Source organism: Asticcacaulis sp. AND118 (assembly GCF_020535245.1).
Lineage (GTDB): Bacteria > Pseudomonadota > Alphaproteobacteria > Caulobacterales > Caulobacteraceae > Asticcacaulis.
Genome location: NZ_CP084910.1, coordinates 2,715,517 through 2,739,026 on the forward strand (window position 1 = coordinate 2,715,517; position 23,510 = coordinate 2,739,026).

General features: G+C 61.3%; 20 protein-coding genes. 11 read left to right on the forward strand and 9 right to left on the reverse strand.

Annotated features, from left to right (window positions below; all coding sequences use genetic code 11):
- Nucleotides 1-27 precede the first annotated feature (27 nt).
- On the forward strand, nucleotides 28-573 hold the full coding sequence (locus tag LH365_RS12955; protein WP_226744049.1) for a hypothetical protein: 546 nt from the start codon (nucleotides 28-30) through the stop codon (nucleotides 571-573).
- A gap of 141 nt (nucleotides 574-714) precedes the next feature.
- The gene (locus LH365_RS12960) at nucleotides 715-1,353 is read left to right on the forward strand and encodes an RpiB/LacA/LacB family sugar-phosphate isomerase (protein WP_226744050.1); all 639 of its coding nucleotides are present in this window, start codon (nucleotides 715-717) and stop codon (nucleotides 1,351-1,353) included.
- 166 nt (nucleotides 1,354-1,519) lie between these two features.
- Here LH365_RS12960 and kduD read toward each other — a convergent pair whose 3' ends face one another.
- From kduD to LH365_RS12980, 4 genes are all read right to left on the reverse strand, one after another.
- Complete coding sequence (gene kduD, locus LH365_RS12965; RefSeq protein WP_226744051.1) at nucleotides 1,520-2,275, reverse strand: 2-dehydro-3-deoxy-D-gluconate 5-dehydrogenase KduD; 756 nt, start codon at nucleotides 2,273-2,275, stop codon at nucleotides 1,520-1,522.
- Nucleotides 2,276-2,438: 163 nt separating this feature from the next.
- Nucleotides 2,439-3,287, reverse strand: a complete 849-nt coding sequence (kduI, locus tag LH365_RS12970) for a 5-dehydro-4-deoxy-D-glucuronate isomerase (protein ID WP_226745487.1) — start codon at nucleotides 3,285-3,287, stop codon at nucleotides 2,439-2,441.
- A 183-nt stretch (nucleotides 3,288-3,470) separates the two neighbouring features.
- A complete protein-coding gene (locus LH365_RS12975) occupies nucleotides 3,471-4,250 on the reverse strand; it encodes an SDR family NAD(P)-dependent oxidoreductase (RefSeq protein WP_226744052.1) in 780 nt (259 codons plus the stop codon).
- 98 nt (nucleotides 4,251-4,348) lie between these two features.
- On the reverse strand, nucleotides 4,349-4,630 hold the full coding sequence (locus tag LH365_RS12980; protein WP_226744053.1) for a helix-turn-helix domain-containing protein: 282 nt from the start codon (nucleotides 4,628-4,630) through the stop codon (nucleotides 4,349-4,351).
- 189 nt (nucleotides 4,631-4,819) lie between these two features.
- Here LH365_RS12980 and rhmD point away from each other — a divergent pair, with 189 nt between their 5' ends.
- The 8 genes from rhmD to LH365_RS13020 all read left to right on the forward strand — a co-directional run bounded on the left by rhmD (nucleotide 4,820) and on the right by LH365_RS13020 (nucleotide 12,785).
- Complete coding sequence (rhmD, locus tag LH365_RS12985) at nucleotides 4,820-6,016, forward strand: L-rhamnonate dehydratase (RefSeq protein WP_226744054.1); 1,197 nt, start codon at nucleotides 4,820-4,822, stop codon at nucleotides 6,014-6,016.
- Between the two features lie 130 nt (nucleotides 6,017-6,146).
- Entirely contained in the window at nucleotides 6,147-7,019 is an 873-nt protein-coding gene (locus LH365_RS12990; protein ID WP_226744055.1) for a fumarylacetoacetate hydrolase family protein, read from the forward strand.
- Nucleotides 7,019-7,765 (forward strand): SDR family NAD(P)-dependent oxidoreductase, encoded by a 747-nt coding sequence (locus LH365_RS12995; RefSeq protein ID WP_226744056.1) that lies wholly within the window; start codon nucleotides 7,019-7,021, stop codon nucleotides 7,763-7,765. The genes LH365_RS12990 and LH365_RS12995 overlap by 1 nt, the downstream gene beginning before the upstream one ends.
- 184 nt (nucleotides 7,766-7,949) lie before the next feature.
- Entirely contained in the window at nucleotides 7,950-8,858 is a 909-nt protein-coding gene (locus tag LH365_RS13000) for an amidohydrolase (protein WP_226744057.1), read from the forward strand.
- A gap of 80 nt (nucleotides 8,859-8,938) precedes the next feature.
- Nucleotides 8,939-10,672, forward strand: coding sequence for a hypothetical protein (locus tag LH365_RS13005; RefSeq protein WP_226744058.1), 1,734 nt, complete (start codon nucleotides 8,939-8,941; stop codon nucleotides 10,670-10,672).
- Entirely contained in the window at nucleotides 10,669-11,229 is a 561-nt protein-coding gene (locus LH365_RS13010) for a GNAT family N-acetyltransferase (protein WP_226744059.1), read from the forward strand. The genes LH365_RS13005 and LH365_RS13010 overlap by 4 nt, the downstream gene beginning before the upstream one ends.
- Before the next feature lie 30 nt (nucleotides 11,230-11,259).
- Complete coding sequence (locus tag LH365_RS13015) at nucleotides 11,260-12,051, forward strand: phytanoyl-CoA dioxygenase family protein (RefSeq protein ID WP_226744060.1); 792 nt, start codon at nucleotides 11,260-11,262, stop codon at nucleotides 12,049-12,051.
- Between the two features lie 5 nt (nucleotides 12,052-12,056).
- Nucleotides 12,057-12,785 (forward strand): bifunctional 2-polyprenyl-6-hydroxyphenol methylase/3-demethylubiquinol 3-O-methyltransferase UbiG, encoded by a 729-nt coding sequence (locus LH365_RS13020; RefSeq protein ID WP_226744061.1) that lies wholly within the window; start codon nucleotides 12,057-12,059, stop codon nucleotides 12,783-12,785.
- A 1-nt stretch (nucleotide 12,786) separates the two neighbouring features.
- Here the strand turns inward: LH365_RS13020 and LH365_RS13025 are convergent, their stop codons facing one another.
- Both LH365_RS13025 and LH365_RS13030 read right to left on the reverse strand, forming a co-directional pair.
- On the reverse strand, nucleotides 12,787-13,662 hold the full coding sequence (locus tag LH365_RS13025; protein ID WP_226744062.1) for a GNAT family N-acetyltransferase: 876 nt from the start codon (nucleotides 13,660-13,662) through the stop codon (nucleotides 12,787-12,789).
- 8 nt (nucleotides 13,663-13,670) lie between these two features.
- The gene (locus tag LH365_RS13030) at nucleotides 13,671-14,810 is read right to left on the reverse strand and encodes an aminotransferase class I/II-fold pyridoxal phosphate-dependent enzyme (RefSeq protein WP_226744063.1); all 1,140 of its coding nucleotides are present in this window, start codon (nucleotides 14,808-14,810) and stop codon (nucleotides 13,671-13,673) included.
- A gap of 192 nt (nucleotides 14,811-15,002) precedes the next feature.
- Here LH365_RS13030 and cimA point away from each other — a divergent pair, with 192 nt between their 5' ends.
- Complete coding sequence (cimA, locus tag LH365_RS13035; RefSeq protein WP_226744064.1) at nucleotides 15,003-16,595, forward strand: citramalate synthase; 1,593 nt, start codon at nucleotides 15,003-15,005, stop codon at nucleotides 16,593-16,595.
- 66 nt (nucleotides 16,596-16,661) lie between these two features.
- Here the strand turns inward: cimA and LH365_RS13040 are convergent, their stop codons facing one another.
- The 3 genes from LH365_RS13040 to LH365_RS13050 all read right to left on the reverse strand — a co-directional run bounded on the left by LH365_RS13040 (nucleotide 16,662) and on the right by LH365_RS13050 (nucleotide 23,480).
- Entirely contained in the window at nucleotides 16,662-18,275 is a 1,614-nt protein-coding gene (locus LH365_RS13040; protein WP_226744065.1) for an MFS transporter, read from the reverse strand.
- 115 nt (nucleotides 18,276-18,390) lie between these two features.
- Nucleotides 18,391-19,587, reverse strand: a complete 1,197-nt coding sequence (locus tag LH365_RS13045; protein WP_226744066.1) for a glycoside hydrolase family 105 protein — start codon at nucleotides 19,585-19,587, stop codon at nucleotides 18,391-18,393.
- Between the two features lie 26 nt (nucleotides 19,588-19,613).
- The gene (locus LH365_RS13050) at nucleotides 19,614-23,480 is read right to left on the reverse strand and encodes a beta-galactosidase (RefSeq protein WP_226744067.1); all 3,867 of its coding nucleotides are present in this window, start codon (nucleotides 23,478-23,480) and stop codon (nucleotides 19,614-19,616) included.
- Nucleotides 23,481-23,510: the final 30 nt, after the last annotated feature.

The window sequence follows — 23,510 nt, forward strand, 5'->3', positions numbered from 1 at the left end:
TCGGGCTTTTCTGAAACGGGGGTTATCATGTCCGCTCTTGCACCGACCATCGCGTTCGTACCCAGCGTCATCACCACTTACGGGGCCATCCACACGGCCATCAGTTGCGTGCCGCTGTTCCTCGGCGGCTACCTCTATCTGACCAAGGGCACCATCCGGCTCGACACCGAACTGGGGCGCATCTATTTCTGGACGGCGCTGGCCGGAGCCGTCACCGGCATCACTATCTTTCATCATGGCGGACCAGGCATTCCGCACATCGTCAGCGCCCTGTTCATCATCCTGCTGCTGGCGGCCGCCGGAGCGAAGGTCCTTACCTTTACCCGGTTAAAGGCGCGCACCATCGAAATCGTCAGCCTCTCCTTCACCTATTTCTTCGTGTGGTTTTTCACCACGACCGAAGGTCTGACGCGCCTGCCTGCGGGTAAGCCGTTCTCGCCCTCGCCCGAAGCGATCGAGTTGGCGCCCGTGCGCGGCGCGTTGCTGCTGGTGCTGATCGTGGGCATCTGGTGGCAGTTGCGTGCCGAGAAAAGGCGGGCGGCGTTTCCCGTCGACGCGGCTCCGGCAGAGTGAGAAAGCCCTCCGCCGGACTGGAGGGTTTTTAATCGTCTTTCTGCGCATTTGCGGCCTCTCGCGGCTTGCTGAGAGGCCGTTCGGCGGCTATTGAAGCGACTACGCGCACATCCACGCAGTAATACGCAGAAAGACATTTTCATGAAAATCGCACTGATCAATGAGAACAGCCAGGCCGCCAAGAACGGCATCATTTTCGACGCGCTGAAGACGGTCGCCGAACCGCTCGGTCACACGGTTTTCAACTACGGCATGTACGGCGCCGAAGACAAGGCGTCGCTGACCTATGTCATGAACGGCCTGCTGGCCGGCATCCTGCTCAACTCAAAGGCCGCCGACTTCGTCGTCACCGGCTGCGGCACCGGCATGGGCGCCATGCTGGCCTGCAACTCGATGCCGGGCGTCTTCTGCGGTCTGGTGATCGACCCGACCGACGCCTTCCTGTTCGGTCAGATCAATGACGGCAACGCCATCTCCATGCCCTATGCCAAGGGCTTCGGCTGGGCCGCCGAACTGAACTTGCAGGACGTTTACCGCAAGCTGTTCGACGGCGAGCGCGGCCTGGGCTACCCCAAGGAGCGCGCCGAAATCATGGCCAAGAACCGCGGCATCCTGAAGGACCTCAAGGCCGCTTCGTGCAAGGACATGCTGACCGTTCTGAAAACCGTCGATCAGGACCTGCTGAAGGCCGCCGTGGCCGGTGAGAAGTTCTCGGAATACTTCTTCGCCAACGCGCAGGACGAAGAGATCAAGGCCTACATCAAGGGCCTCGTCGGTTAATCAGTAGCGCATTCCGAAAAGTGTGAAGCGGTTTTCGGGATCAAATGCGCGTCAAACTATCAGGCTCGCCTGAAAGTTCTGGCTGGCCTTTTCAGTTATCGGAGACAAAAAACCCCTTCCGTTCGCACGGAAGGGGTTTTTCTTTTTGCTTGGATGTCAGGCCGGATCAGCGAGCCAGCCAGCCGCCGTCAACCGGGATGATCGCGCCATTGACATAGTCCGAAGCCGGAGCGGCGAGGAAGACCGCCGCGCCGCCCAGATCCGACGGCTCACCCCAGCGCGCGGCCGGGATGCGGTCCAGGATCGACTTGTTGCGGTCGGCGTCGGCGCGCAGTTGCGCCGTATTGTCAGTGGCCATATAGCCCGGCGCGATGGCGTTGACGGTCACGCCCTTAGCGGCCCATTCGTTGGCCAGCAAGCGGGTGATGCCGGCAATGCCCGACTTCGACGCCGTGTAGGACGGAACGCGGATGCCGCCCTGGAACGAGAGCATCGAGGCGATGTTGATGATCTTGCCATAGCCCTGAGCGATGAAGTGACGGCCCACGGCCTGAGCCATGAAGAAGGCGCCCTTGATGTTGACGTTCATCACGTCGTCCCAGTCTTTTTCCGAAAAGTCCACGGCGTCGGCGCGGCGGATCAGGCCGGCATTATTGACGAGGATGTGCAGGCCGCCCAGTTCCTCGATGGCGGTCTTCACGACGCGCTCGATCGGCTCCAGCGTGCCGAGGTTGGCGTCGATATTGACGAACTTGCGGCCCAGCGCCTTTACCTTCTCGCCGGTTTCGTCGGCGGGGACGATGCCCACGGCGGCGATGTCGGCACCGGCTTCGGCCAGAGCAAGCGCAATGCCCTGGCCCAGGCCCGTATTGGCGCCGGTGACGAGGGCGACCTTACCGGTCAGGTCGAATGGATGGCTCATGAAATATCTCCCTTTTTCAATCCTTCCCCACACAGCAAGAGCGGAGAAGCGCGAGGCGCAGCCTCGCCAAACCAAAAGCCAAAAAATCTCGACGGGCCGCCCCTAGAGATTTTTTTGACCGTTCTGAAACCACCTCTCGATGCGCCAGCATCGGGAGGTGAGATTAAGCGAGCTGGCAGATATCCAGCACGTTCATGTCGGTATAGTCGAGGTTCTCGCCGCCCATGGCCCAGATGAAGGCGTAGTTCGACGTGCCCGCGCCCATGTGGATCGACCACGGCGGCGAGACGACGGCTTCGTTGTTCTGAATGACGATGTGGCGCGCGGCGTCCGGCTGCCCCATGAAGTGGAAGACGCGGTCGTTTTCACCGAGATTGAAGTAGAAATAGACTTCCGAACGGCGGTCGTGCAGGTGCGGCGGCATGGTGTTCCACACCGAGCCGGGGGCCAGAATGGTCAGGCCCAGCAGAAGCTGGCACGACTTGGCGGTCGTCGGCACGATGTACTGATAGATCACGCGCTGGTTCGATTGTTCCAGCGAACCGCGCTCCAGCGGCACGGCCTGGTCGATCGAAATCTTGACCGTCTCATAACGCTGATGCGCCGGGGTCGAGGTCAGATAGTAGAGCGCCGGATTGGCCGCGTCGTTCGATTTGAAAACGACATCCTTCGTCCCCATCGGGATGTACAGGCCGTCCTTTTGCGCCAGATCGTAGGCGACGCCGTCGACGGCCACCACACCTGCGCCGCCGCCGACATTGATCACGCCCAGTTCGCGGCGCTCAAGGAAGGGATGGCCAGCCGCCGAAGCGGGCTCCGTCTGATCCGGCAGGCGGACCTCGCCGGTGACCGGGGCGACGCCGCCGACCACGAAGCGCTCGAAATGGGTGTAGTTCAGAACCACCGAATCCGGCGCGAACAGGCCCTGCATCAGGTACTTGTCGCGCAGGTCGTCCGTATCCGCATAGTCCATCATATCCGGATGGGTGGCGTGATAGATCTTGGCATACAAGGAGTTCTGGCACATGTTCGGCAGCTCCGTCTTGTTGTTAAAAAGGCTCCGGCGGAAGGCGCGGAGCCGTATCCCTGCGCAGCCACATATCCCGGTTTACGGGACATGTCGCCACATAATGAGATTCCTATAGCGATAAATGAAAAGGAAGGAAACCGGTTTCCTTCCTTTTCTTATAACCTTTTATTGCAGGTTGACGAAGGCCCCGCCATCGACCAGAAGCGAAGCGCCGGTGACATAGGCGGCCAGTTCATCCGAGGCCAGGAAGATGACCGGTCCGGCCAGATCTTCCGGCTGACCCAGACGGCCGAGCGGGATGCGGCCTTCCATGTAGGTGCGCTTGGCTTCGTCGGCCAGATCGTCCTTGTTGATGTCGGTCAGGATGGTGCCCGGCAGGACCGCATTGCAGCGGATGCCGTGCTTGCCCAGCGCAATGGCGGTCGATTGCATCAGCGACAGGACGCCGGCCTTGGTCGGGGTGTAATGGGTCTGGAACTCACCGCCGACAAGGGCCGAGATCGACGACACGGCGACGATCGAACCGGCGAAGCCGTTGGCCTTCTTGCCCTGCTTGACCATCTGGTTGGCCGCGGCCTGACACATGTAATAGGCGCCGTTCAGGTTGACCTTGATCGTGCGATCGACCACGTCCACCGGCATGTCGAGAAAGCCGTGGAAGGGGCAGATGCCGGCATTGTTGACGAAGGTGTCGATGCGACCATAGGCTTCGACGGCAGCGTTGACAAACGCCGGGGCCGAGGCCGGATCGGACACATCGCCGCGCAGCGCGAAGGCTTCGCCACCGAAGGCGCGGATTTCCTTGACCGCTGATTCTGCCGCGGCTTCGTCGCCGGCATAGTTGATGCCGACCTTGGCGCCGTGTCGCGCAGCCCCTACCGCGATGGCGCGGCCGATGCCCTTCGAGCCGCCGGTGACCAGCAGTACCTTGTCCTTGAGTAGCATGTTCTGTCTCTTCTCTCTGACTGGAAGCGCGAAACGCCCCCCGTTTCCATCCAATAATTTTTTGGCCAATAATTTTTTGGCCAATAGTTTTTGGCCGCTTATGGGTTTATCGCCTGCTGGGACAGGCGGATGAATTTAGGCCCCAGGCGGTAGCCGCCGCCGCTGGCGTCGCGCGGGGCCACGCTCAGATAGCCCTGCTCGACAAGGGTCGAGGCCAGACGATAGGCCGTCGAGCGCGCCAACCCGGCGGTCTCGGCGATCTCGTTCAACGTGCCGCGTCCGGAGGCCACCGCCTCTACGATCATCAGCCCACGGACAAGGGTCTGGCTGCCGCCAGGTTTCTCACGCTTGGTATCTGCTGTAATCGTATTTGCGTTCATGCCCGGATTCGACGTTTCTGCGTTCACGTCTGACGTTTTTTGCTTGATAAGCCTTGGCTTAATTTCATATATTGGAATAAATCGATTGGCAATCGCATTTATGCTCATTATTGATCATTTGCACCACAAATCGATCACCTCCGGGCTTCCGGACCGCATTTCGACACGCAGGGTTAAAAAGGCTTCAACATGGGTTACCCCAAGATCAAGCACGTGCGCGCTTACGTCATCAAAGGTGGCGAGGGCGGCGGCGGCGCCGATTATCACGATCAGGGCGAAGGTCACTGGATCGACAATCACATCGCCACCTCCATGGGGCGCTATCCGGAATACCGCCAGAGCCGCAAGAGCTTCGGCATCAACGTGCTGGGCACGCTGGTGGTCGAGATCGAGGCCGATGACGGCACGGTTGGCTTTGCCGTAACCACCGGCGGCGAGCCCGCCTGCTACATGGTCGAAAAGCACTTCGCCCGCTTCCTCGAAGGCCGCAACCCGTTCGAGTACGAGCGCATCTGGGATCAGATGTATTTCGGCTCGCAATATTACGGCCGCAAGGGCCTGGTCGTGAACGCCATTTCGGGCGTCGACCTGGCGCTGTGGGACCTGATGGGCAAGCTGCGTCAGGAGCCGGTCTATCACATGCTGGGCGGCGCGGTGCGCGACGAACTGCAATTCTACGCCACCGGCGCGCGTCCGGACCTCGCCAAGGACATGGGCTTTATCGGCGGCAAGATGCCGCTGTATCACGGCCCGATCGAAGGCGACGAAGGCCTCAAGAAGAATGTCGAGCTGGTCGCCGACATGCGCTCGAAGGTCGGCGAAGACTTCTGGCTGATGTACGACTGCTGGATGGCGCTCGACGTCAACTACGCCACCCGTCTGGCGCACAAGTGCCACGAGTACGGTCTGAAGTGGATCGAAGAAGCCATCAATCCGGACGACTACTGGGGCTATCAGCAGCTCAAGAAGAACGTTCCCGCCGGTATGCTGGTCACCACGGGCGAGCACGAATCGACGCGCTGGGGCTTCAAGATGCTGCTCGAAATGGGTTGCTGCGACATCATCCAGCCGGATGTGGGCTGGTGCGGCGGCGTGACCGAGCTTCTGAAGATCTCGGCTCTGGCTGATGCGCACGGCGCGCTGGTCGTGCCGCACGGTTCGTCGGTCTATAGCTATCACTTCGTCATTACGCGTCACAACTCGCCGTTCGCCGAGTTCCTGATGATGGCGCCGAAGGCCGACCACGTCGCGCCGATGTTCCATCCGCAGTTGCTGGGCGAGCCGGTGCCGGAAAACGGTCGCCTGAAGGTGACCGCGCTCGACAAGCCGGGCTTCGGTGTGGAACTGAACCCGGAAGTAAAGCTCTTCCGTCCGTACGAACACTAAGAGACAGGCCCCCTCACCCCAACCCTCTCCCTCAAGGGAGAGGGGGCTTTTTTATCTACCCTTCTCCCTTGAGGGAGAAGGTGGCCCGAAAGGGCCGGATGAGGGGGAATTTCGCAAAGGAATACTTTAAATGAAACTCGTCCGTTTTGGCCCGAAGGGTCAGGAAAAACCCGGCGTGATCGACGCCGAAGGCAAGCTGCGCGACCTGTCCTCGGTCGTTGCCGACATCACCCCCGAAGAAGTCCGCCTGTCGAAGCTGGCCGGCCTGAAGGCCACCGACGTCGCCGCCCTGCCGGTCGTCGAAGGCGAGCAACGCTTCGGCGTGCCGGTCAACAAGATCGGCAAGATCATCGCCGTCGGCCTCAACTATGCCGACCACGCCGCCGAGTCGAACCTGCCGGTGCCGCCTGAGCCCATCTTCTTCACCAAGGCCGTCACCTCGCTGACCGGCCCGAATGACGACGTGATGAAGCCGCGCGATGCGACCAAGATGGACTGGGAAGTCGAGTTGGGCCTGATCATCGGTAAGACCTGCCGTTACGTCGAAGAATCCGACGCGCTGAACCACGTCGCCGGCTACGTGCTGGTCAACGACGTGTCCGAGCGCGCCTTCCAGAAAGAACGCGGCACGCAGTGGGTCAAGGGTAAGGGCTGCGACACCTTCTGCCCGACCGGCCCGTGGCTGGTCACGCCGGAAGAGATCGGTGACGTGCATAACCTCGACATGTTCCTCAACGTCAACGGCCAGCGCATGCAGACCGGCAACACGAAGACCCTGATTTTCAACGTCGCCCACTGCATCAGCTACATCTCGCGCTTCATCACCCTGCAACCGGGCGATCTGGTCATCACCGGCACGCCTCCGGGCGTCGGCGAAGGCAAGAAGCCGAACGCCATCTATCTGAATGCCGGTGACACCATGCACCTCGGCATCTCCGGCCTCGGCGAGCAGCGCCAGACCGTCGTGCCGTTCTCGCTCGAAAATCAGGAGATCATCGACTAATGGCATACGCTGGACGTTTTAACGATCGCTGCGCCGTCATCACCGGCGCCGCCGGTGGCCTCGGTAAGGCTGCCGCCGCTCGCATCATCGCCGAAGGCGGCAAGGTCGTCCTGTGGGACCTGAACGCCGAAATGCTCGAAGCCACGGCCAAGGAAATCGGCGCCGCCGGTTTTGTGGCTCTGGACGTGTCGAAGCTGGAAGAGGTTTCGGCCGCGGCTAAGAAGTCGGCTGAAATCCTCGGCAAGATCGACATTCTGGTCGCTTCGGCGGGCATCACCGGCGCAACCGTGCCGGTGTGGGAATTCCCGGTCGATTCGTGGCTTAAGGTCATGGATATCAATCTCAACGGCCTGTTCTACTGCAACCGTGAGATCATCCCCTTCATGCTCGAAAACGGCTATGGCCGCATCGTCAACGTCGCTTCGGTGGCGGGCAAGGAAGGCAATCCCAACGCCTCGGCCTACTCGGCGTCCAAGGCGGGCGTGATCGGCTTCACCAAGAGCCTCGGCAAGGAACTGGCCACCAAGGGCATCATCGTCAACGCCCTGACCCCGGCTACGTTCGAGTCGCCGATCCTGGCGCAACTGCCGCAGAGCCAGGTCGACTACATGCGCTCGAAAATCCCGATGGGACGTCTGGGCATTGTCGATGAATCGGCAGCGATGGTCTGCTTCATGGCGTCGGAAGAGTGCTCGTTCACAACGGCTTCGGTGTTCGATACGTCGGGCGGTCGCACGACCTACTAAACTAAAAATCCTCCTCCCCTGCGCAAGCGGGGGAGGTGGCATCGCAAGCCCTTCTTGAGGGCGCGTCGATGACGGAGGGGGCCAACCCTCCAGCCATGCCCCCTCCGTCGCGGACTTCGCCTTTCGGCGAACGCCGCGCCACCTCCCCCGCTTCGCAAGGGAGGATAAATACGGAGGAATGCTCATGACCAAACTCCCCTTTATCGACGCCCATATCCACCTGTGGGATCTCGATCATCTGCGTTACGGCTGGCTCTCGGCTCCGTTCGACGATTCCGGCGTTAACGGCTCGACCGAAGCCATCGCCCAGACCTACCTCCCCTCGCATTACCAGACCGACGCCACCGGCTTTGACGTGCGCGGCACGGTGCATATCGACGCCGGTGCGCACGCCGATGATGCCCTGGCCGAAACCGAGTGGCTGCAGAAGCTGCATGAACAGACCGGTCTGCCTACTGCCATCGTCGCCTTTGCCGGCCTGAACGATCCGAAGGTTGAAGCCCTGCTGGAAGCCCACACGCGCTACTCCGCCGTGCGCGGCATCCGCCACATTCTCAACTGGCACCCCAACCGCTATTTCAGCTACACGCCCGCCAATCTGCTCGACGACCCGCAGTGGCAAGCAGGCTATGCGCTGCTGGCCAAGTACGGCCTGTCCTTCGACCTGCAAATCTACGAAAACCAGATGGCGGCCTCGGCGGCGCTGGCGGCAAAGCATCCGGATATTCCGATAATGCTCAACCACGCGGGTATGCCGGTCGATGACGGTGACGGCCACCTGAGCCGCTGGGAAGCCGGGTTGAGGGCACTCGCGGCTCAGCCCAATGTCTCGGTCAAGATTTCCGGCATGGGCTTCGCCGATCGCCAATGGACGACGGACTCGATCCGTCCGCTGGTGCTGACTGTCATCGACATCTTCGGCACCGACCGCGTGATGTTCGCTTCCGACGTGCCGACCGACAAGCTGTTCTCGGACTACAAGACCATCATGGAGTCGTTCGACGCGGTGACGAAGGACTTTTCCGACGACGAACGCCGGGCCATGTTCGCCGGCAATGCCAACCGCCTCTACCGTCTGGGCCTGACGCTGTAATGGCCAATGGATATGGTTAATGATTCCTTCACCGGCGCGGCCTAACGTCTGCAAAGACGTCCCCGCCGGTGGAGTAAATCATGAGCGCCGTAGATCCCGCCGTTCTGGAACGCGTGACGCACCTGTTCAATCAGGGCAAGGACGCCTTGCAGGACGGCATCGGCGCCACGGCGCTGAGAGCCTTTCGGACGCTGGCCGACGAAAACCCGCATTCCTTCGAAGTCTGGTACTGGGTCTACAGCGCCGCACTGTGCGCCGGTGACGACGAAATGGCGCGCAAGGCCATAGACACTGCCGTCCTGCTGCACGGCATCGAACTGATGCCCGGCATCGAGGTGGATGTCGCCCGCTTCGACCGCGATGCCGCTTACGATCAGCAACTGTTCGAGACCTGCTACGCCAGCCACTATGTGGGTCTGGCCTCGGTCTTCGGAAAGCGCGCGCGCGACCTCGGTATCCGCACGCCCGACATGCTGGTGCGCTACGCCCTCTCGCTGCAACATCAGGGCCGCGCCGTCGAAGCCAACGAAGCCTTCGCCGCCGCCTACAATGCCCACCCCGCCGCCAACGTGGCGCAGTTTTATCTCTATTCGCTGTTCCATGTGCCCAACGGCGTGCAGCGCTACGCCTCCGAAGCGCGCGCCTGGGCTAGGAATTTTGCAGATTTCGAAGCGGCTGAGCGCATAGCGCCCCGGTCGCTGGACGGCCGACGCCTGAAGGTTGCATATGTCGCGCCTAACTTCTCGAAAACCCAGCTTTACCAGTTCATCCTGCCGATTTTGAAAAATCACGATCCGGATTTTATCGAAATTACTCTGTACACGGCAGATACTAATACAGAGACGCCATTGCCGTGTAACCGCATGGTCTCCATCGGGCATCTCAACGACACCGACGCCGCTGAACTGATCCGCAAAGACGCTCAGGACATATTGATCGACACCTGGGGGCATACGGCCGGCAGCCGTCTCGGTATTTTCGCGCGCCGCGCCGCGCCGGTGCAGGTGGCATGGATAAACTTCGTTCAGACCACCGGTCTGTCGCAAATGGATTATGTTCTGCACTCGGACTCGATGGACGCGCCCGGCACGGCAGAACTGTTTACCGAAACCGTCTGGTCGATGGGTGACATCACCATCCCTTATCGTCCGACCATGCAGCGCCTGCCCGATGTGCCGCCCCCCGCTCTTACCAATGGTTTCGTTACCTTCGGATGCTTCAATCACCCCGCCAAAATCAGCAACGAAAGCGTCGCCGCCTGGGCGCGCATCCTGATCAGTAAGCCAGACGCGGTGCTGCTCATGAAGTACAACTACTTCCTGGACCCCATCGTACAACGCACGTTCCGCGCCCGCTTCGCGGCCTATGGCGTGGACGACGGGCGGATCCTTTTCGAAGGTCATTCAAAGGGTATAGAATACGCCGAGTCGTACCAGCGTATCGACCTGATGCTCGACCCGTCGCCCTGCCCCGGAGGCACGACCAGTTGCGACGCTGTGGCCAATGGCGTGCCGGTCCTCACTCTGGCGGGCGACGACTTCTATTCGCGCGTCGGTATTCAGGTCGTGGCCGTTTCGGGCCTGCCTGAACTGGTGGCCAGAAGCTGGGACGACTATGTGGCGCGTGCCGTGGCGCTGGCGCATAATATCGAGGCGTTGACGGAAATCCGGGCGCGCACCCGGCCGGGCTTCGAAGCCTCGGCGCTTCGCGACGAAGCGGGCTTTACCCGCAGGCTGGAAGAGGTCTTCCGCAAAATGCACGAACGCGCGCAGTGGGCGTTCGCAGACAGAGCGCTGGGCAGCCTGGCGTCATGAACGGGATCGGACCAGTTCTGGAAAGCCCGCGCCTGATCCTGCGCCCGCCTGCAGCCGAAGATTTCGAGGGATTCAAAACCTTCCATGCGGATGCGCGCGTTATGACCTATCTCGGTGGGCCTTCCGGGCCGGCCATAGCCTGGCGCTCGATGCGCTACATGGCCGGGTTGTGGCAGATGGACGGCTTCGCCATGTTCAGCATCATCGAGAAGGCTTCCGGACAATGGATCGGCCGTGGCGGCCCTATTCGGCCTTATGACTGGCCCGGCGTCGAGGTCGGCTGGGGCCTGTTGCCGGACTGGTGGGGCAAGGGGCTGGCGTTGGAAGCCACGGCAATGGCCACAGAGTTTGCGTTCACCCAACTGGGGCTGGACGCAGTGGTGCACACTATCGATCCGCGTAACGACGAATCGGCGCGTCTGGCGACGCGGCTGGGCTCGCGCCGCGAAGGCCCCGTCAAGCTACCGGAACCCTATGTCGATACGACGGTCGATCTGTGGAGACAGACGGCTGAGGAATGGCGCGTAAACCGCACGCGCTTCGATTTTATACTGTAATGTCAACCCTGTGATTCGCCGAAACCCCGTATGACTGGTCTCAAACCCGCAGACATTTTCGCTACCGAACTGGACGAACAGGGGTGGTCGCTATTTCCGGATCTGCTGCCGGTCGAGACGGTGCAGGCCCTGCGCGAAGACTGCCTGAAATGGGTCGATATCTGCCGTGGTTATCAGATGCGCAACGGCATAAATGCCGATGGCGACGGCACGGCCCACCACTCGATCGGCGCGGGCGATTCCATCGACGCCTTCATCGACAGCCACCTATTCGATGCCCATTTCCAACAGTTCTTCTCAGGTGCGCCCTATATTCTCCACGCCTGCAATCCGGTCGGCGGTTTCCCGGCGCGACGCAACTATGTGCACAATATTCACCGCGACGTGCGCACTTTCATTCCCGCCTACAATATGCGCATGAACGTACTGGTCATGCTGGATGACTTCACCGAAGAGAACGGTGCGACACACGTGCTGTCGGGTTCGCACCGCCGGGCGGAAATGCCATCCGAGGCTGAATTCGACGCCGGTTTCGAGCGCCTGACGGGCAAGGCCGGCAGCGTGGTCCTATTCAACTCCTACCTCTGGCATCGCGGCGGGCTGAACCGCACAGAGAGCCCGCGCGTGGCCTTGACACTCAGCTATGGCCCCGCCTTCATCAAGCCGCAGATGGACTATGCCCGTCTGCTTGGCGAAGACCACGGCCGGACCTTGAGCGAACAGACAAGGCAGGTCCTGGGTTATAATTCACGGGTGCCGACGACGCTGGACGAATGGTACAGACCGGCGCCGGACCGCCTCTATCACGGAAATCAGGGATAACCGACATGCCGACACGCGACTTCAATCAGGAAGCCCGATCTCTGACCGATAAGAAGTACAATTATGATTTCGACGGCATCGTGCGCCAGTACATGATGCGCGCATTCGAGCCGTTTTTCGGGCCCGGGCCGGCACTGGAGCTGGGGTGTTATGAAGGCGATTCGACGCTGGAACTGGTGCGTTATTTCGATGATCTGACGGTCGTCGAGGCCTCTTCCGAAGCGCTGGATGTCGCGCGGTCACGCGTACAGGGCAATGTGCGTTTCATTCAGTCGGTATTCGAAGACCTGGAACCCGGACAGCTTTACGACACCATCTTCCTGATCAATACGCTGGAGCATATCGACAATTCGGTCGAGGTGCTGGCGCGTATTCGCGAATGGCTGACCGCCGAGGGGCGGCTATTTGTCCTTGTGCCCAATGCCGACGCCCCGTCGCGTCAGATTGCCGTCTATATGGGGCTGATCACGCACAACAATGCCGTCACGCCGGGCGAATGGACCCACGGCCATCGTCGCACCTATTCGTTTGACACGCTGAACCGCGACCTGCGCGATGCCGGCCTGAGCGTGCTGCACGCCGGCGGCATCCTGTTCAAGGGCCTGGCCAACTTCCAGATGGATAAGGCTCTGGAAGCCGGGATCATCGACATGAACTATATCGAGGGCTGCTACAAGCTGGGGCAGATTCAACCGACCCTGTGTTCCAGTATCTTCGCGGTCTGCACCCGATAGCCTAACCGCGATAAGCGGGGAAAAAACCCGGCGGTTTGCCGGCGCTAAGGCGGGCATAGGCTTCGGCATCGAGGATTTGGCCGCAAATATGCGCCGTGATCTCGGCATTGGCAAAGCCCTGCTTGAAGGCAAACAGCCCGCCGCCGTCCGCCCCGGAAGCGCCTGAGCCTCCGCCCAGATTTATCACGCCCTGCCCGGCAAAGGCCGTGATGGCGGCGTCGTAAAGCGCGAAGGCGGCACTGTTGGCGTAGCCCGTTTCATCGCAGGCCGTCAGGTGGTTATAGACCACGCCGTCCTGCGCAAACCACAGTGTCATGCCGACGATTTGTCCGTCCACGGAAGCGGTAAAAGCCGACAGGCCCGGTATGGCCGCCAGTCGGTCGAAGTAGGGTGCGCGAAAATCGGCCATACCCGTAATGCCGCGGTGCGCGACCAACCTCGCATAGAGACGTTTCCAATCGTCGAGCCAGGGCGACAGCCGGCCCTGCATTATCTGGCAACGACGATAACCCCGGCGAATGCGCTCGCGATGGTGACGGCTGGGGGCATAGGGCCCGTCAATCAGCAGATGCGTTTTGAATTCGGTCCAATGCGAAAAATGCCGCGACAGGACCTGCAGTGGCAGCCGATGCAAAGGATCGGGCACCATAACGACACTGATCAGGCCCTCTGCCTGCAATTGCGTCAGACCGGCTGCCAGATCGGCTGAGACGCTCAAAGGGGTGAGAGGATAGCTGCCGACCGCATCATATCCACCGCCCGCTATCGGACGTTTCAGGCACGCCGAGCCCCAGTCCGGCACCCATAGCGCCTGTCCCTCCGTCGGGCCTAGCGCTTCGACGTAGAAGGGATCGGCATAAGGATGTACTCCGGGCAAAAACCCGCTCATGCGTCTTGGAAAAACGACTGCAGCAGGCCGGTCAGGCGCGCCACCTGAGCGTCGTCCATGGTCGCGCAATAGGGCAAACCAAGAGTGGTGGCCGCCAGATGCTCCGTGTTCGGAAGGGTGTCGCGTAGAATATCCGTAAACGCTCGCGAAGTGTGACAACCATCGCCCCACCATTGGCGGCTGTCGATATGATGGCTTTTCAGGAAAGCAATCAGCGGCATCAGGGCCTCTTGAGGCACCCGCACCACGCAAACGCTCGACACCCAGCGCAGGCCCCAGCCCTCCTGGAACTGAACCTGCGGCACATCCTTCAGCGCGATGCGCAGCTTGAACGCCGTCTGCTGATACAGAAGCCGCGTCGAAGCCCAGTTGTCCATAGCCGACAGGGCCACAGCCGCCGCGTATTCGCTCATCTTGGCGTTCAGCGCGACCATCTGCGATTCGCGCGTGCCGTTAAAACCGAAGCTCGACAACATGCGCACCCTCAGCGCGAAATCCGCATTCGGGCAGACGATATAACCGCCCTCGCCCACCCCCAGCGACTTGGTGGCGTGCACACTGACGGCCATGGGAAACGGCGCTTCGGTCAGGCTGTCATGCGCGGCGGCGGCATCGACGACGACCCTGACGCCGGTCCGGGCCTGAAACTGAGCCCATCCCTCGACATCCAGCGGCGCGCCGTGCGCGCAGACCGGGATAAGGGCGCGTACCTCGCCGGGGGCACGAGACAGAACGGTCTGACACATCTGCGGATCGAGCATGGCCGTTTCCGCATCGACATCGATAAACCACGGCGTCAGACCCGCCGCCAGCACCGCATGAGCCGTGGCCACGAAGGTCCAGGACGGTAGGGCGCAGACCGAGCCCTTGGGCAGGTTCAGCGCCATCAAAGCCAGCAGCAGCGCCGACGTGCCGCTCGACGCGGTCACCGCATGGGCGTCAGGACCGAGACGCTCGGCCAGCCGCTTTTCCAGTTCGCACACCAGCGGGCCGAAATTGGAATAGTGCCGCGAGGCATCGATGTGATCGAGATAGGGGGCGATGGCCGAAGCCGGCGGCATATGCGGCCGCGCGACGGGGAGCCAGTCGTGCGCAGGCGCGGGCGGGGTGAACTGAACTCTGGCGGTGCTGCGCATGGACGTGTCCTCGGCGAAGGCCTTCACTGTGTCTAAACATGGTTAACAAACCGTATTAGGCGCTCCCTCGTCGGGGCCGCGCATTTGGTTTGGATCGCAACGAAATGTGTCTTTTCAGGTATTTAGAGCTATGCCCATCATCGGTATACGGGAATTTTATTGACGCCGCCGGGGGCAGGCTATAGCTGAGCCATGGCCGAGCGTATCTATCTTTATGACTCCACCCTGCGCGATGGGTCGCAGGCTCAGGGAATCGACTTCACCGTTGCCGACAAGCTGGCGATCGCCCAGGCGCTCGACGCTTTCGGCATCGACTATATCGAAGGCGGCTGGCCGGGCGCCAACCCCACGGATGACGCTTTTTTCGCGCAGGCGCCAAAGACGCGCTTCGCCCGCGTCTCGGCCTTCGGCATGACGCGGCGCGCCGGGCGGTCGGCATCGAACGATCCGGGCCTTCAGGACATCCTCAACGCCAATACGCCCGCGGTCTGCCTCGTTGGCAAGAGCTGGGACTGGCAGGTCGAAACGGCGCTGAAGATCAGCACTGCCGAAAACCTCAAGATGATCGGCGACTCGCTGACGCACATGATCGCGCAGGGTCGCGAGGCGCATTTCGACGCCGAACACTTCTTCGACGGTTACAAGGCCAACCCCGCCTACGCGCTGGAGGCCGTCAAGGCCGCCCATGAGGCCGGGGCCGAATGGATTATCCTGTGCGACACCAATGGCGGCTCGATGCCGTCGGAAATCTATCGCATCGTCTCAGACGTGAAGGCCGCCCTGCCCGACGCCAAGCTGGGCATCCACTGCCATAACGACACCGAGCAGGCCGTAGCCAATTCGCTGGCCGCTGTCGAAGCCGGGGTGCGTCAGATCCAGGGCACGATCAACGGCATCGGCGAACGCTGCGGCAATGCCAATCTGATCGCGCTGATCCCGACCCTGATGCTCAAAATGGGCTATGAGACCGGCGTGTCGATGGAACAGCTTAAAGAGATCGGCTCGCTGTCGCGCCTGATCGACGACCGGCTGAACCGCGTGCCGAACCGCCACGCCGCCTATGTCGGAAAAAGCGCCTTCGCGCACAAGGGCGGGCTGCATGTGTCAGCGATGGCGCGCGACAGCCGGTCGTACGAACATATCGACCCGGCTCTGGTCGGCAATACGCGCCTGATCCTCGTCTCGGACAAGGCAGGCCGCGCCAATGTCCTCAACCGTCTGGAGCAGATGGGTATCGAGGTTGCCGCCGACGATGAACGCGTCAGTGACCTTGTGCGTATCGTCAAGGATCGCGAGGCCATGGGCTATGCCTATGAAGACGCCAGCGCCTCGTTCGAGCTTCTGGCCCGCGGGCTTCTGGGGCAGTTGCCGCGCTATTACGAACTGCTGAGCTACCGCGCGCTGAACGAATGCCGCGTCGAGGCCTCTGGCGCTCAGGACACGATGGCGGAAGCCACGGTCAAGCTGTCGGTCGCTGGCGAAACCGTGATGACGGTGGCCGAAGGCAACGGTCCAGTCAATGCGCTGGACGAAGCCCTGCGCAAGGCCCTGACGCCGCACTATCCGGAACTCAAGGCCATGCACCTGTCGGACTATAAGGTGCGCATCCTGACGCCGTCGGACGCCACAGCCGCCCTGACGCGGGTGGTGATCGAGAGCCGCGATGCGGAGGGTCACGCCTGGCACACGCTGGGAGTCAGCCCCAATGTCATCGACGCGTCGAACGCCGCCCTGTTCGATGCGGTGACGTGGTTCCTGCTCAGGCAAAAGGTGGCGGTGCGCTAGGCCAATATCTTAAAAATGAAACCCCGCTTCCTCAAAGCGGGGTTTTTTGTGGCGTCCGTATGCAGATCAGCGCTTGTAGCGGCCCCACAGGTTTTCGAAGCTGAAGCCGGTGAGGTCTTCGACCACCTTGCGGCTCTCTTCGGATTCCGGCTGAGTTTCGCCGGCACGCAGACGCTCGACCTCGTGCACCAGAACGCCGTGCGATTTGACGTTCAGACCGAAGCGCCACGAGATAATCATGCCCAGCACCATGACGAGGATCGGGCCGCCGACCAGCAGCATAACGATCGTATGGATGGCTTCCGGCGTCTGCTGGATCAGATCGGCCTGATCCTTGGGCTGCGGCACGTAACCGCCCTGGTTGATGACCCAACCGGTGACGACGATGGCGCCCGATTGCGCCACCTTGCGCACCAGCGTCATGACCCCGGCGAAGATGCCTTCGCGACGCTGACCGGTAACGGCTTCGTCGATGTCAGGCAGATAGTTATAGACCGACCACGGCACGAAGTTCAGCGTCCCGCGACCGAGACCGGCGAGAATGATCGGCACAAACAGCCAGAAAATCAGGCCGAGACTAGACTGACTGAAGGCGGCAAACAGATCGCCATTGATGCCGTTCAGGCCAGAGGCAAACCCGGCGGGGGCGGTGAAGTAGAAAGCCAGAAACAGGATCAGCGCAGCGATGACGAAACTGATGGCGATGCGATAAGCCAGAGTCGGACCGGTCTTGATCACCACCTGAATAGCTACGATCACAGAAACGAGTTGGGCAATGTACATCAGCGTCATCATGCCCGATATCAGGGTCGTCGTTTCATTCTTGGTGAAGACGGTGCCCGCCGCCAGAACCGTGGCAACGAAGATCGGAAAAGCCGTATTGAAGATGTCCTGCGACAGGTAGCCCCCCAGATAGATCGACAGGTGCTGACGAAAGGCGCGCAGCTTGAGCGTAGAGAACAGGTCACGGAACATGTTGACCGGAATCATCAGCGCGGCGGCGGCATTGAAGGGCTGCGGCTGGATCAGCTTTTCGTCTTCCGTATACGGACGCTCCCACGAGAAAATGACCACCAGAATAACCACCAGCGAGAACAGCACGCCGAAGATAGCCGCCATGATGAAAAAGGTGTGCGGCGAATCCTTCCCACCCAGCAGGTTGATCAGAATAGCCGGAAGCGCTGAGGCCGCGATGGCCGATGATTGCGCGATGATCATGCGCGCGCCGGCAAACTTGGCTTTCTCCTTGTAATCCTTGGTCATTTCCGCCGCGAGAGTTTCCCACGGGATCAGGAACATAGTGTAGAGAAGCTCGAAGAAGATGAAGACCGCCAGATAGTACCAGAAGGTCTGGCCCGTTACAAAGATCAGCGCGAAGGACGGAAGCAGCGGTATGGTGATCAGCAGGAATATCTTGCGACGGCCGATCTTACGCCCCACCCAGGTATGGCGCAGATTGTCAGAAATATAGCCGATCAACGGGCAGGTAATGGCCTCCAGCAGACGCGGCAGGCCGAGGATCAGACCCGCTTCCACCGCCGTCAGGCTGCAGAAGGTGGTGAAGAAATAGAACAGCCAGCCGGTGATCACCGCCTGAGCCCCGGCGCCGAGCATGTCGCCCGAACCCCACCCCCAGTAGTTGATCCAGCTTGGTTTACGCACCTGAGCCGCTTCGGCCATATCGTTTCACTCCCAAAATCCTCCTCCCCTGCGCAGCGGGGGAGGTGTCGCGGCAAGTCATTCAGACTTGTCACTTCGTGGTCCCCCCTCCCCGATATGCAGGGAGGGATGATCCTTAAATAAACCGGTACAGAAACTCGCCCATGGTCAGCAGCGCCATGGCCTGACCGAACGGCATCGAGGTCAGCGGAATGTCCTTGTATTCCTGAATGGAATTGAACACCGGCGTACCGAACGACACCTGGGTCAGTTCGCCCGCGCCGTTGATGTGCGCGCGGACGGCCTTGGCGCCCTTAATGCCCACGGCCTCGTATTCCTTCGAGATGTAGCCCTTGCGCACGGCCTTGAGGATGCCGTAGGCGAAACCGGCCGAAGCGGCGGCTTCTTCATAAGACGTCTCGTCGTCGAGGATGGTGCGCCACAGGCCCGACGGAGCCTGAACTTTCGCAAGGGCTTTGACCTGCGCTTCCAGCGTCTCGACGAGGAACATGCGGAAGGCGTCGTCCTTGGGCAGGTTCAGCAGTTCGATGAATTCCGGAATAACGATCGTCACCCACGAATTGCCGCGGCCCCACAGGGCGTTGGCGAAGTTGTGACGGCCGTCGAAGGTCCAGCCGTGGAACCACAGGCCGGTTTTGCGGTCGGTCAGGTACTTGATGTGGATAAGGAACTGGCGCTTGGCTTCTTCGACATAGTGCGGGCGGTTGAGCAACAGGCCGATCTTGGCCAGCGGCACCACCGACATCATCAGCGTATCGTCCCAGAGCTGCTGGTTGTTGACGCTGTTATAGACGATGTGCTGGAAGCCGCCTTCTTCCGTACGCGGAAGTTCGTTGTAGACCCACTCGGCCCACACATCCAGATACGGCAGATAGCGGCGGTCGCCCGTGCGCTCGAACAAATAGGCCAGCGTCAGGAACGGCGCGACCGTATTGATATTACGCGACGGCGAGCCTTCCTTGAACCGGTCCTCGAACCAGTTGATCATGATGTCCCAGGCTTTTTTATCGCCGGTCATCTCCCAGACCTTGTACATGCCGTACAGGCCGACGCCCTGCGTCCATTCAAAGCCGTGCCAGGCCTTGGTATCGATTACACGACCGTCCGTCAGACGCAGCAGAAACTCCCCCGACGTGTCCTCGATATTGATCAGATTGTCGATCAGCAGGTCGATGGCGTGACGATAATCATCGCGGTCGGCATCCAGCGCCGCCGACTGATGCTGCAGCAGCGGGTGGATGTTGAACGGGTCCGTCGGCTTCAGAATCTGGTTCTGCGTATTGACGGGTTTCTTGAAGAACTGTGCGGTCATGGATGGAAGACTCTCGGGGAGGACGCTTATCTTTGCAGCTTGTTCGGTGCCGGCATGATTTCCAGCGGGACGCCGCCCCGCGCGGTGCGCAGGTTGACGAGTTGTACGGCTTCTAGGGCATTTTCCGGCTTTCCGTCAGTGGTGACGGCCAGCGCGATGGTGTTTTCCCCGTTGGGGTTGAGGATACCCGGCGGGATGACGAAGGTACGCTGCGGGCCGATATGGGCGATAAACTGCCCCATATTCCAGCCGTTGACGAAGATCAGGGCGCGGTTTTCGCGATCCGAACGCGGCTTGGTCGCATCGCCGAAGCTCAGGCCCAGTTGCACATCGTGGCCCTTTGGCAGGTCGAGCTTGAACTGGGTGCGCAGCCAGTAGGTGCCGGCGGCGGGCGGCGCGGCGGTCGGACTCGCGGCTTCCCAGCCCTCCTGCTTGCCGGGCAGATACCAGCCTTCGCGTTCGCCGTAGAGGCCGCCATTGTTCATCGGACCGCGGACGAGGTCGGCGATCTGTTCGCCGCCCTTGTTGCCCTGAATGCGCCAGTCGATCGGCACGGCGAAGCGGCGGCCGGCGCGCGTGGTCAGCGAGGCGGCGATCAGGCCGCGCGCTTCACGGTGGGCGTCGTCGGCCATCAGGTCCCAGTTGTGCGAATTGTTGCGCACCATGACCGAGATGACGTGCTTGCCCGGCGTCAGCTTGTCGATCTTCACCTTATAGCTGTCGGTGGTTTCCGGGAACTGGCGGCCCGTATCGTGCTCGTGCTGGCCGACATATTTGCCGTCGACCCACACCTGAATCATGCCCGCACCACCGGCGCCATAGAACAGTTCAAGCTGATCGGCGTTCTGGTCGGTGATCTCGACATGGCCGCGATACCAGACGTCGCCGTGGTGGAAGCCGTAGTCGCTCATGCTCAGCGTAGGCTGGCCGCGCTCGGTCGTCGTCCAGGTCTGGGCGGCGGTCGGGCGGTTGTCGGCCTTGATCCACCTGGAATCGTCGAAGCCCGGTTGCGCTTCGGGCGAGTCGCTGCGGCGGGTCCACTGGATCGCGCCGAGGTCCGGCAGGGTGACCTTTTCCGGACGCGGCAGCGGCTGGGTGCTGAACAGGCTGCCGTCGGGCTGCGCCGTCATGGCGATGGCTTCACCGTTGAAGGTAACGGCATTCACCGACTTCGGGCCCCAGACGGTCAGGGCCGATTCCGTCATGGTATCGCCAAGCAGGTCCAGCTTGCCGCTGACGATCTTCGCTTCACGCACCAGAGCCGCGCTCATTTGCAGCACCGGGCCTTCGGCCGTGTCCTGACGCCAGAAATTATAGCTGGTCGGTTCGTCGGCGATCAGCAGCAACAACGGCGCGCGTCCGCCGTCGGTGATGCGCAGACGGATCAGGCCGCTGTGGGTGTAGCTGATCTTGAGGTCGCCGGTCCTGGCGTCGTATTTCGACGTCGCCTGACCCGAAAGGACCTCGACCTTCGGCGCATTGGCGAAGCGCAGGACGGTCTCGCCGGTTTCGCCGACGCGGCCATGCAGCAAGGCAATGTCCTGATCGCCGTTCTGGAAGTGGGTCTGGATTTCCGAATTGGAATAGACGAGGTGCTGACGGTCCATTTGATAGGAGGCAACCAGCATCTTGGCGTCCTGACCGTTGACGCGCACCGGGATCTTATAGGCGCCGTCCTTGGTCGTCACCTCAAAGGTGGCGCTGTCGTCGGTAATGGCGTCCGACGGGTTATGAACCGCGAACAGGATGTGCGTCTTCAGCGTCGGATTGATGTTGTGATAGACCTTGATCCTGTCGTTCGAGGTCTTGAGCACCGGCCCCTTGTCCATCTCGGCCAGGACGGCTTCCGCCGCCTGAACGAACATGCCCTGCTGCTTGACGGCATAGGCCTTTTCACGCAGGCCGCGGTCTTCGGAAATCGCCGCGCCGTAGTCGTAGGAGGTGTACACCACGGGCCCGGACAGCCAGCCCCACGACGTGCCGCCGAACGTCATATAGACGTTGTGGATAGTGATGCGGTTGATCAGGTTGGTGCCGTAGAAGACGCGCTGATAGCCCTTGCCCTGACGCTGCGCCGTGCACTCATAGGTGCCGTTCGAGCCCCAGTAGTCGAACCAGCCGCCGCCCAGTTCCGCCGCGAAACCGGGCGTTTTGGGCGAAGACAGCGAGCCGATCTTGGGGGGCGTCGTACCGTAAATGCCCCAGTCAGGCGCTTTGTTCGGGCCCGACGGATCGGCGTGGACGTTGCAGGTGCCGCCCGGATAACCGTCGAAGGCGTATATGTCCGTGGGCCCCGGATTGGCCCAAGGGGCGGTCGAATCCTTTGGCGTCCAATCAGGCAGACGGCCGGCGGCGTTGTGGAAGAAGGGCACGGTGATGCCGTCCGCGCGCGCCTTTTTGGCCAGATGCTCCATCTGACGCACGTGCTTGGGCTCGACCTTGCCCAGCTCGTTTTCGAGCTGATAGGCGATGATGTTGCCGGTGCCGTTGGTGACCTGATGGCGCGCGATGATAGCGTTGATCTGGGTCATCCACTCGTCGGTGGCGGCCAGGAACAGCGGATCGTCGGTGCGGGCTTCGGCGCGCTGACGCAGCATCCAGCCGGGGAAACCGCCGCCGGTCAGTTCGGCGTTCACATAGGGGCCGGTGCGGGCAATGATATACATGCCCTCCTCTTCGGCGATCTCGATGGCCCGCTCGATATTGCGCACGCCGGTGAAATCATAGACGCCCTGCGCCGGCGAATGATAGCCCCAGTCGAAATAGAAGGCCACGCCGTTGAAGCCCGACGCCTTCATCTTCTGCAGCACGTCGCGCCACAGGGACGGGTTCGGCAGGCGGAAGGGGTGGACTTCGCCCGACCACACCATGATGCGCTTGCCGTCGATCATCAGAGAGTGTTCGTCCCAGGTGATCTTTTTCGGCGGGTTCTTCGGCCTGGTGGCCTCGGCAAAGGTGTTGGGGTCTTCCGACAGGACGGTGAAGTGACGCACCACGCCCGACACGCCGCCGATTTCCTTCTTTTCCGTCCAGGTCCTGAAGTTGTCGTGGCTGTCGGAATACCAGTAGCGCTTGGTGATATAGTCGTCGAAATAGATGCGCCAGCCGCCGTCGGGGAGTTTGACAAGCGCCTGACCTTCGCGCCAGTCGCCCCAGCCGGCCCAGTCGCCCTTCTTCTCGATCTTCCACGGACCGTAGAGCGATTTGGCGGTGGCCAGTTCGATATATTTGGTCGTCTCGTTCTTGATGAAGGCGGTGTAGCCCTTATCGGTCGAGACGACAAAGGTGTCGATATAGTTGCCCTGCAGACCCTGCATCGGCTTGGGCGCGGACCACTGAGTGAAATCGGCGTTCGGCTCAAGGATATACGCGCCGAACGGGCCCTTGGTGCCGCCCTTCGACAGCGAGACGATCACCTTCAGCGAGCCGTCCTTGTCGCGGAACCACTCCGGGGCCCAGGTATTGGTCACGCCCGGCAGGTCGATCCTGACCTCGCGCACGAACTCCCAGGTCTTCAGGTCCTTCGAGCGGGTGATGCCAAAGTTCGCGCCGTCCCAGTTGGTCGTGTAGACGACGTAATAATAGCCGTCGGTGTGGCGGATGATCGACGGGTCGCGCAGCAGGCCTTTTTCGGGCGTATAGACTTCGGAACCGAGCGTCTTGAAGGTGACGCCATCGGCCGAGGTGAACAGGCTCAGCGTGTTCTGCGACGTGGCCATGAAGGCCGACATGAGGAAGACGTTCTGCGACTTGGTGGCGTCGGCGGTCTGGGCCTGACGCTGGGCGTCCGAGCCCTGAGGAATGCCCAGCTCCTGAGCGAAGCTGCCGAAGGCCAGCGCCGCGCCGGCGGCAGCGATGAGACCGATTTGCGAAACGCGCGAAAGGGCTGCCATGCGGAACACATTCCGTAGCAGCGGTTTCTG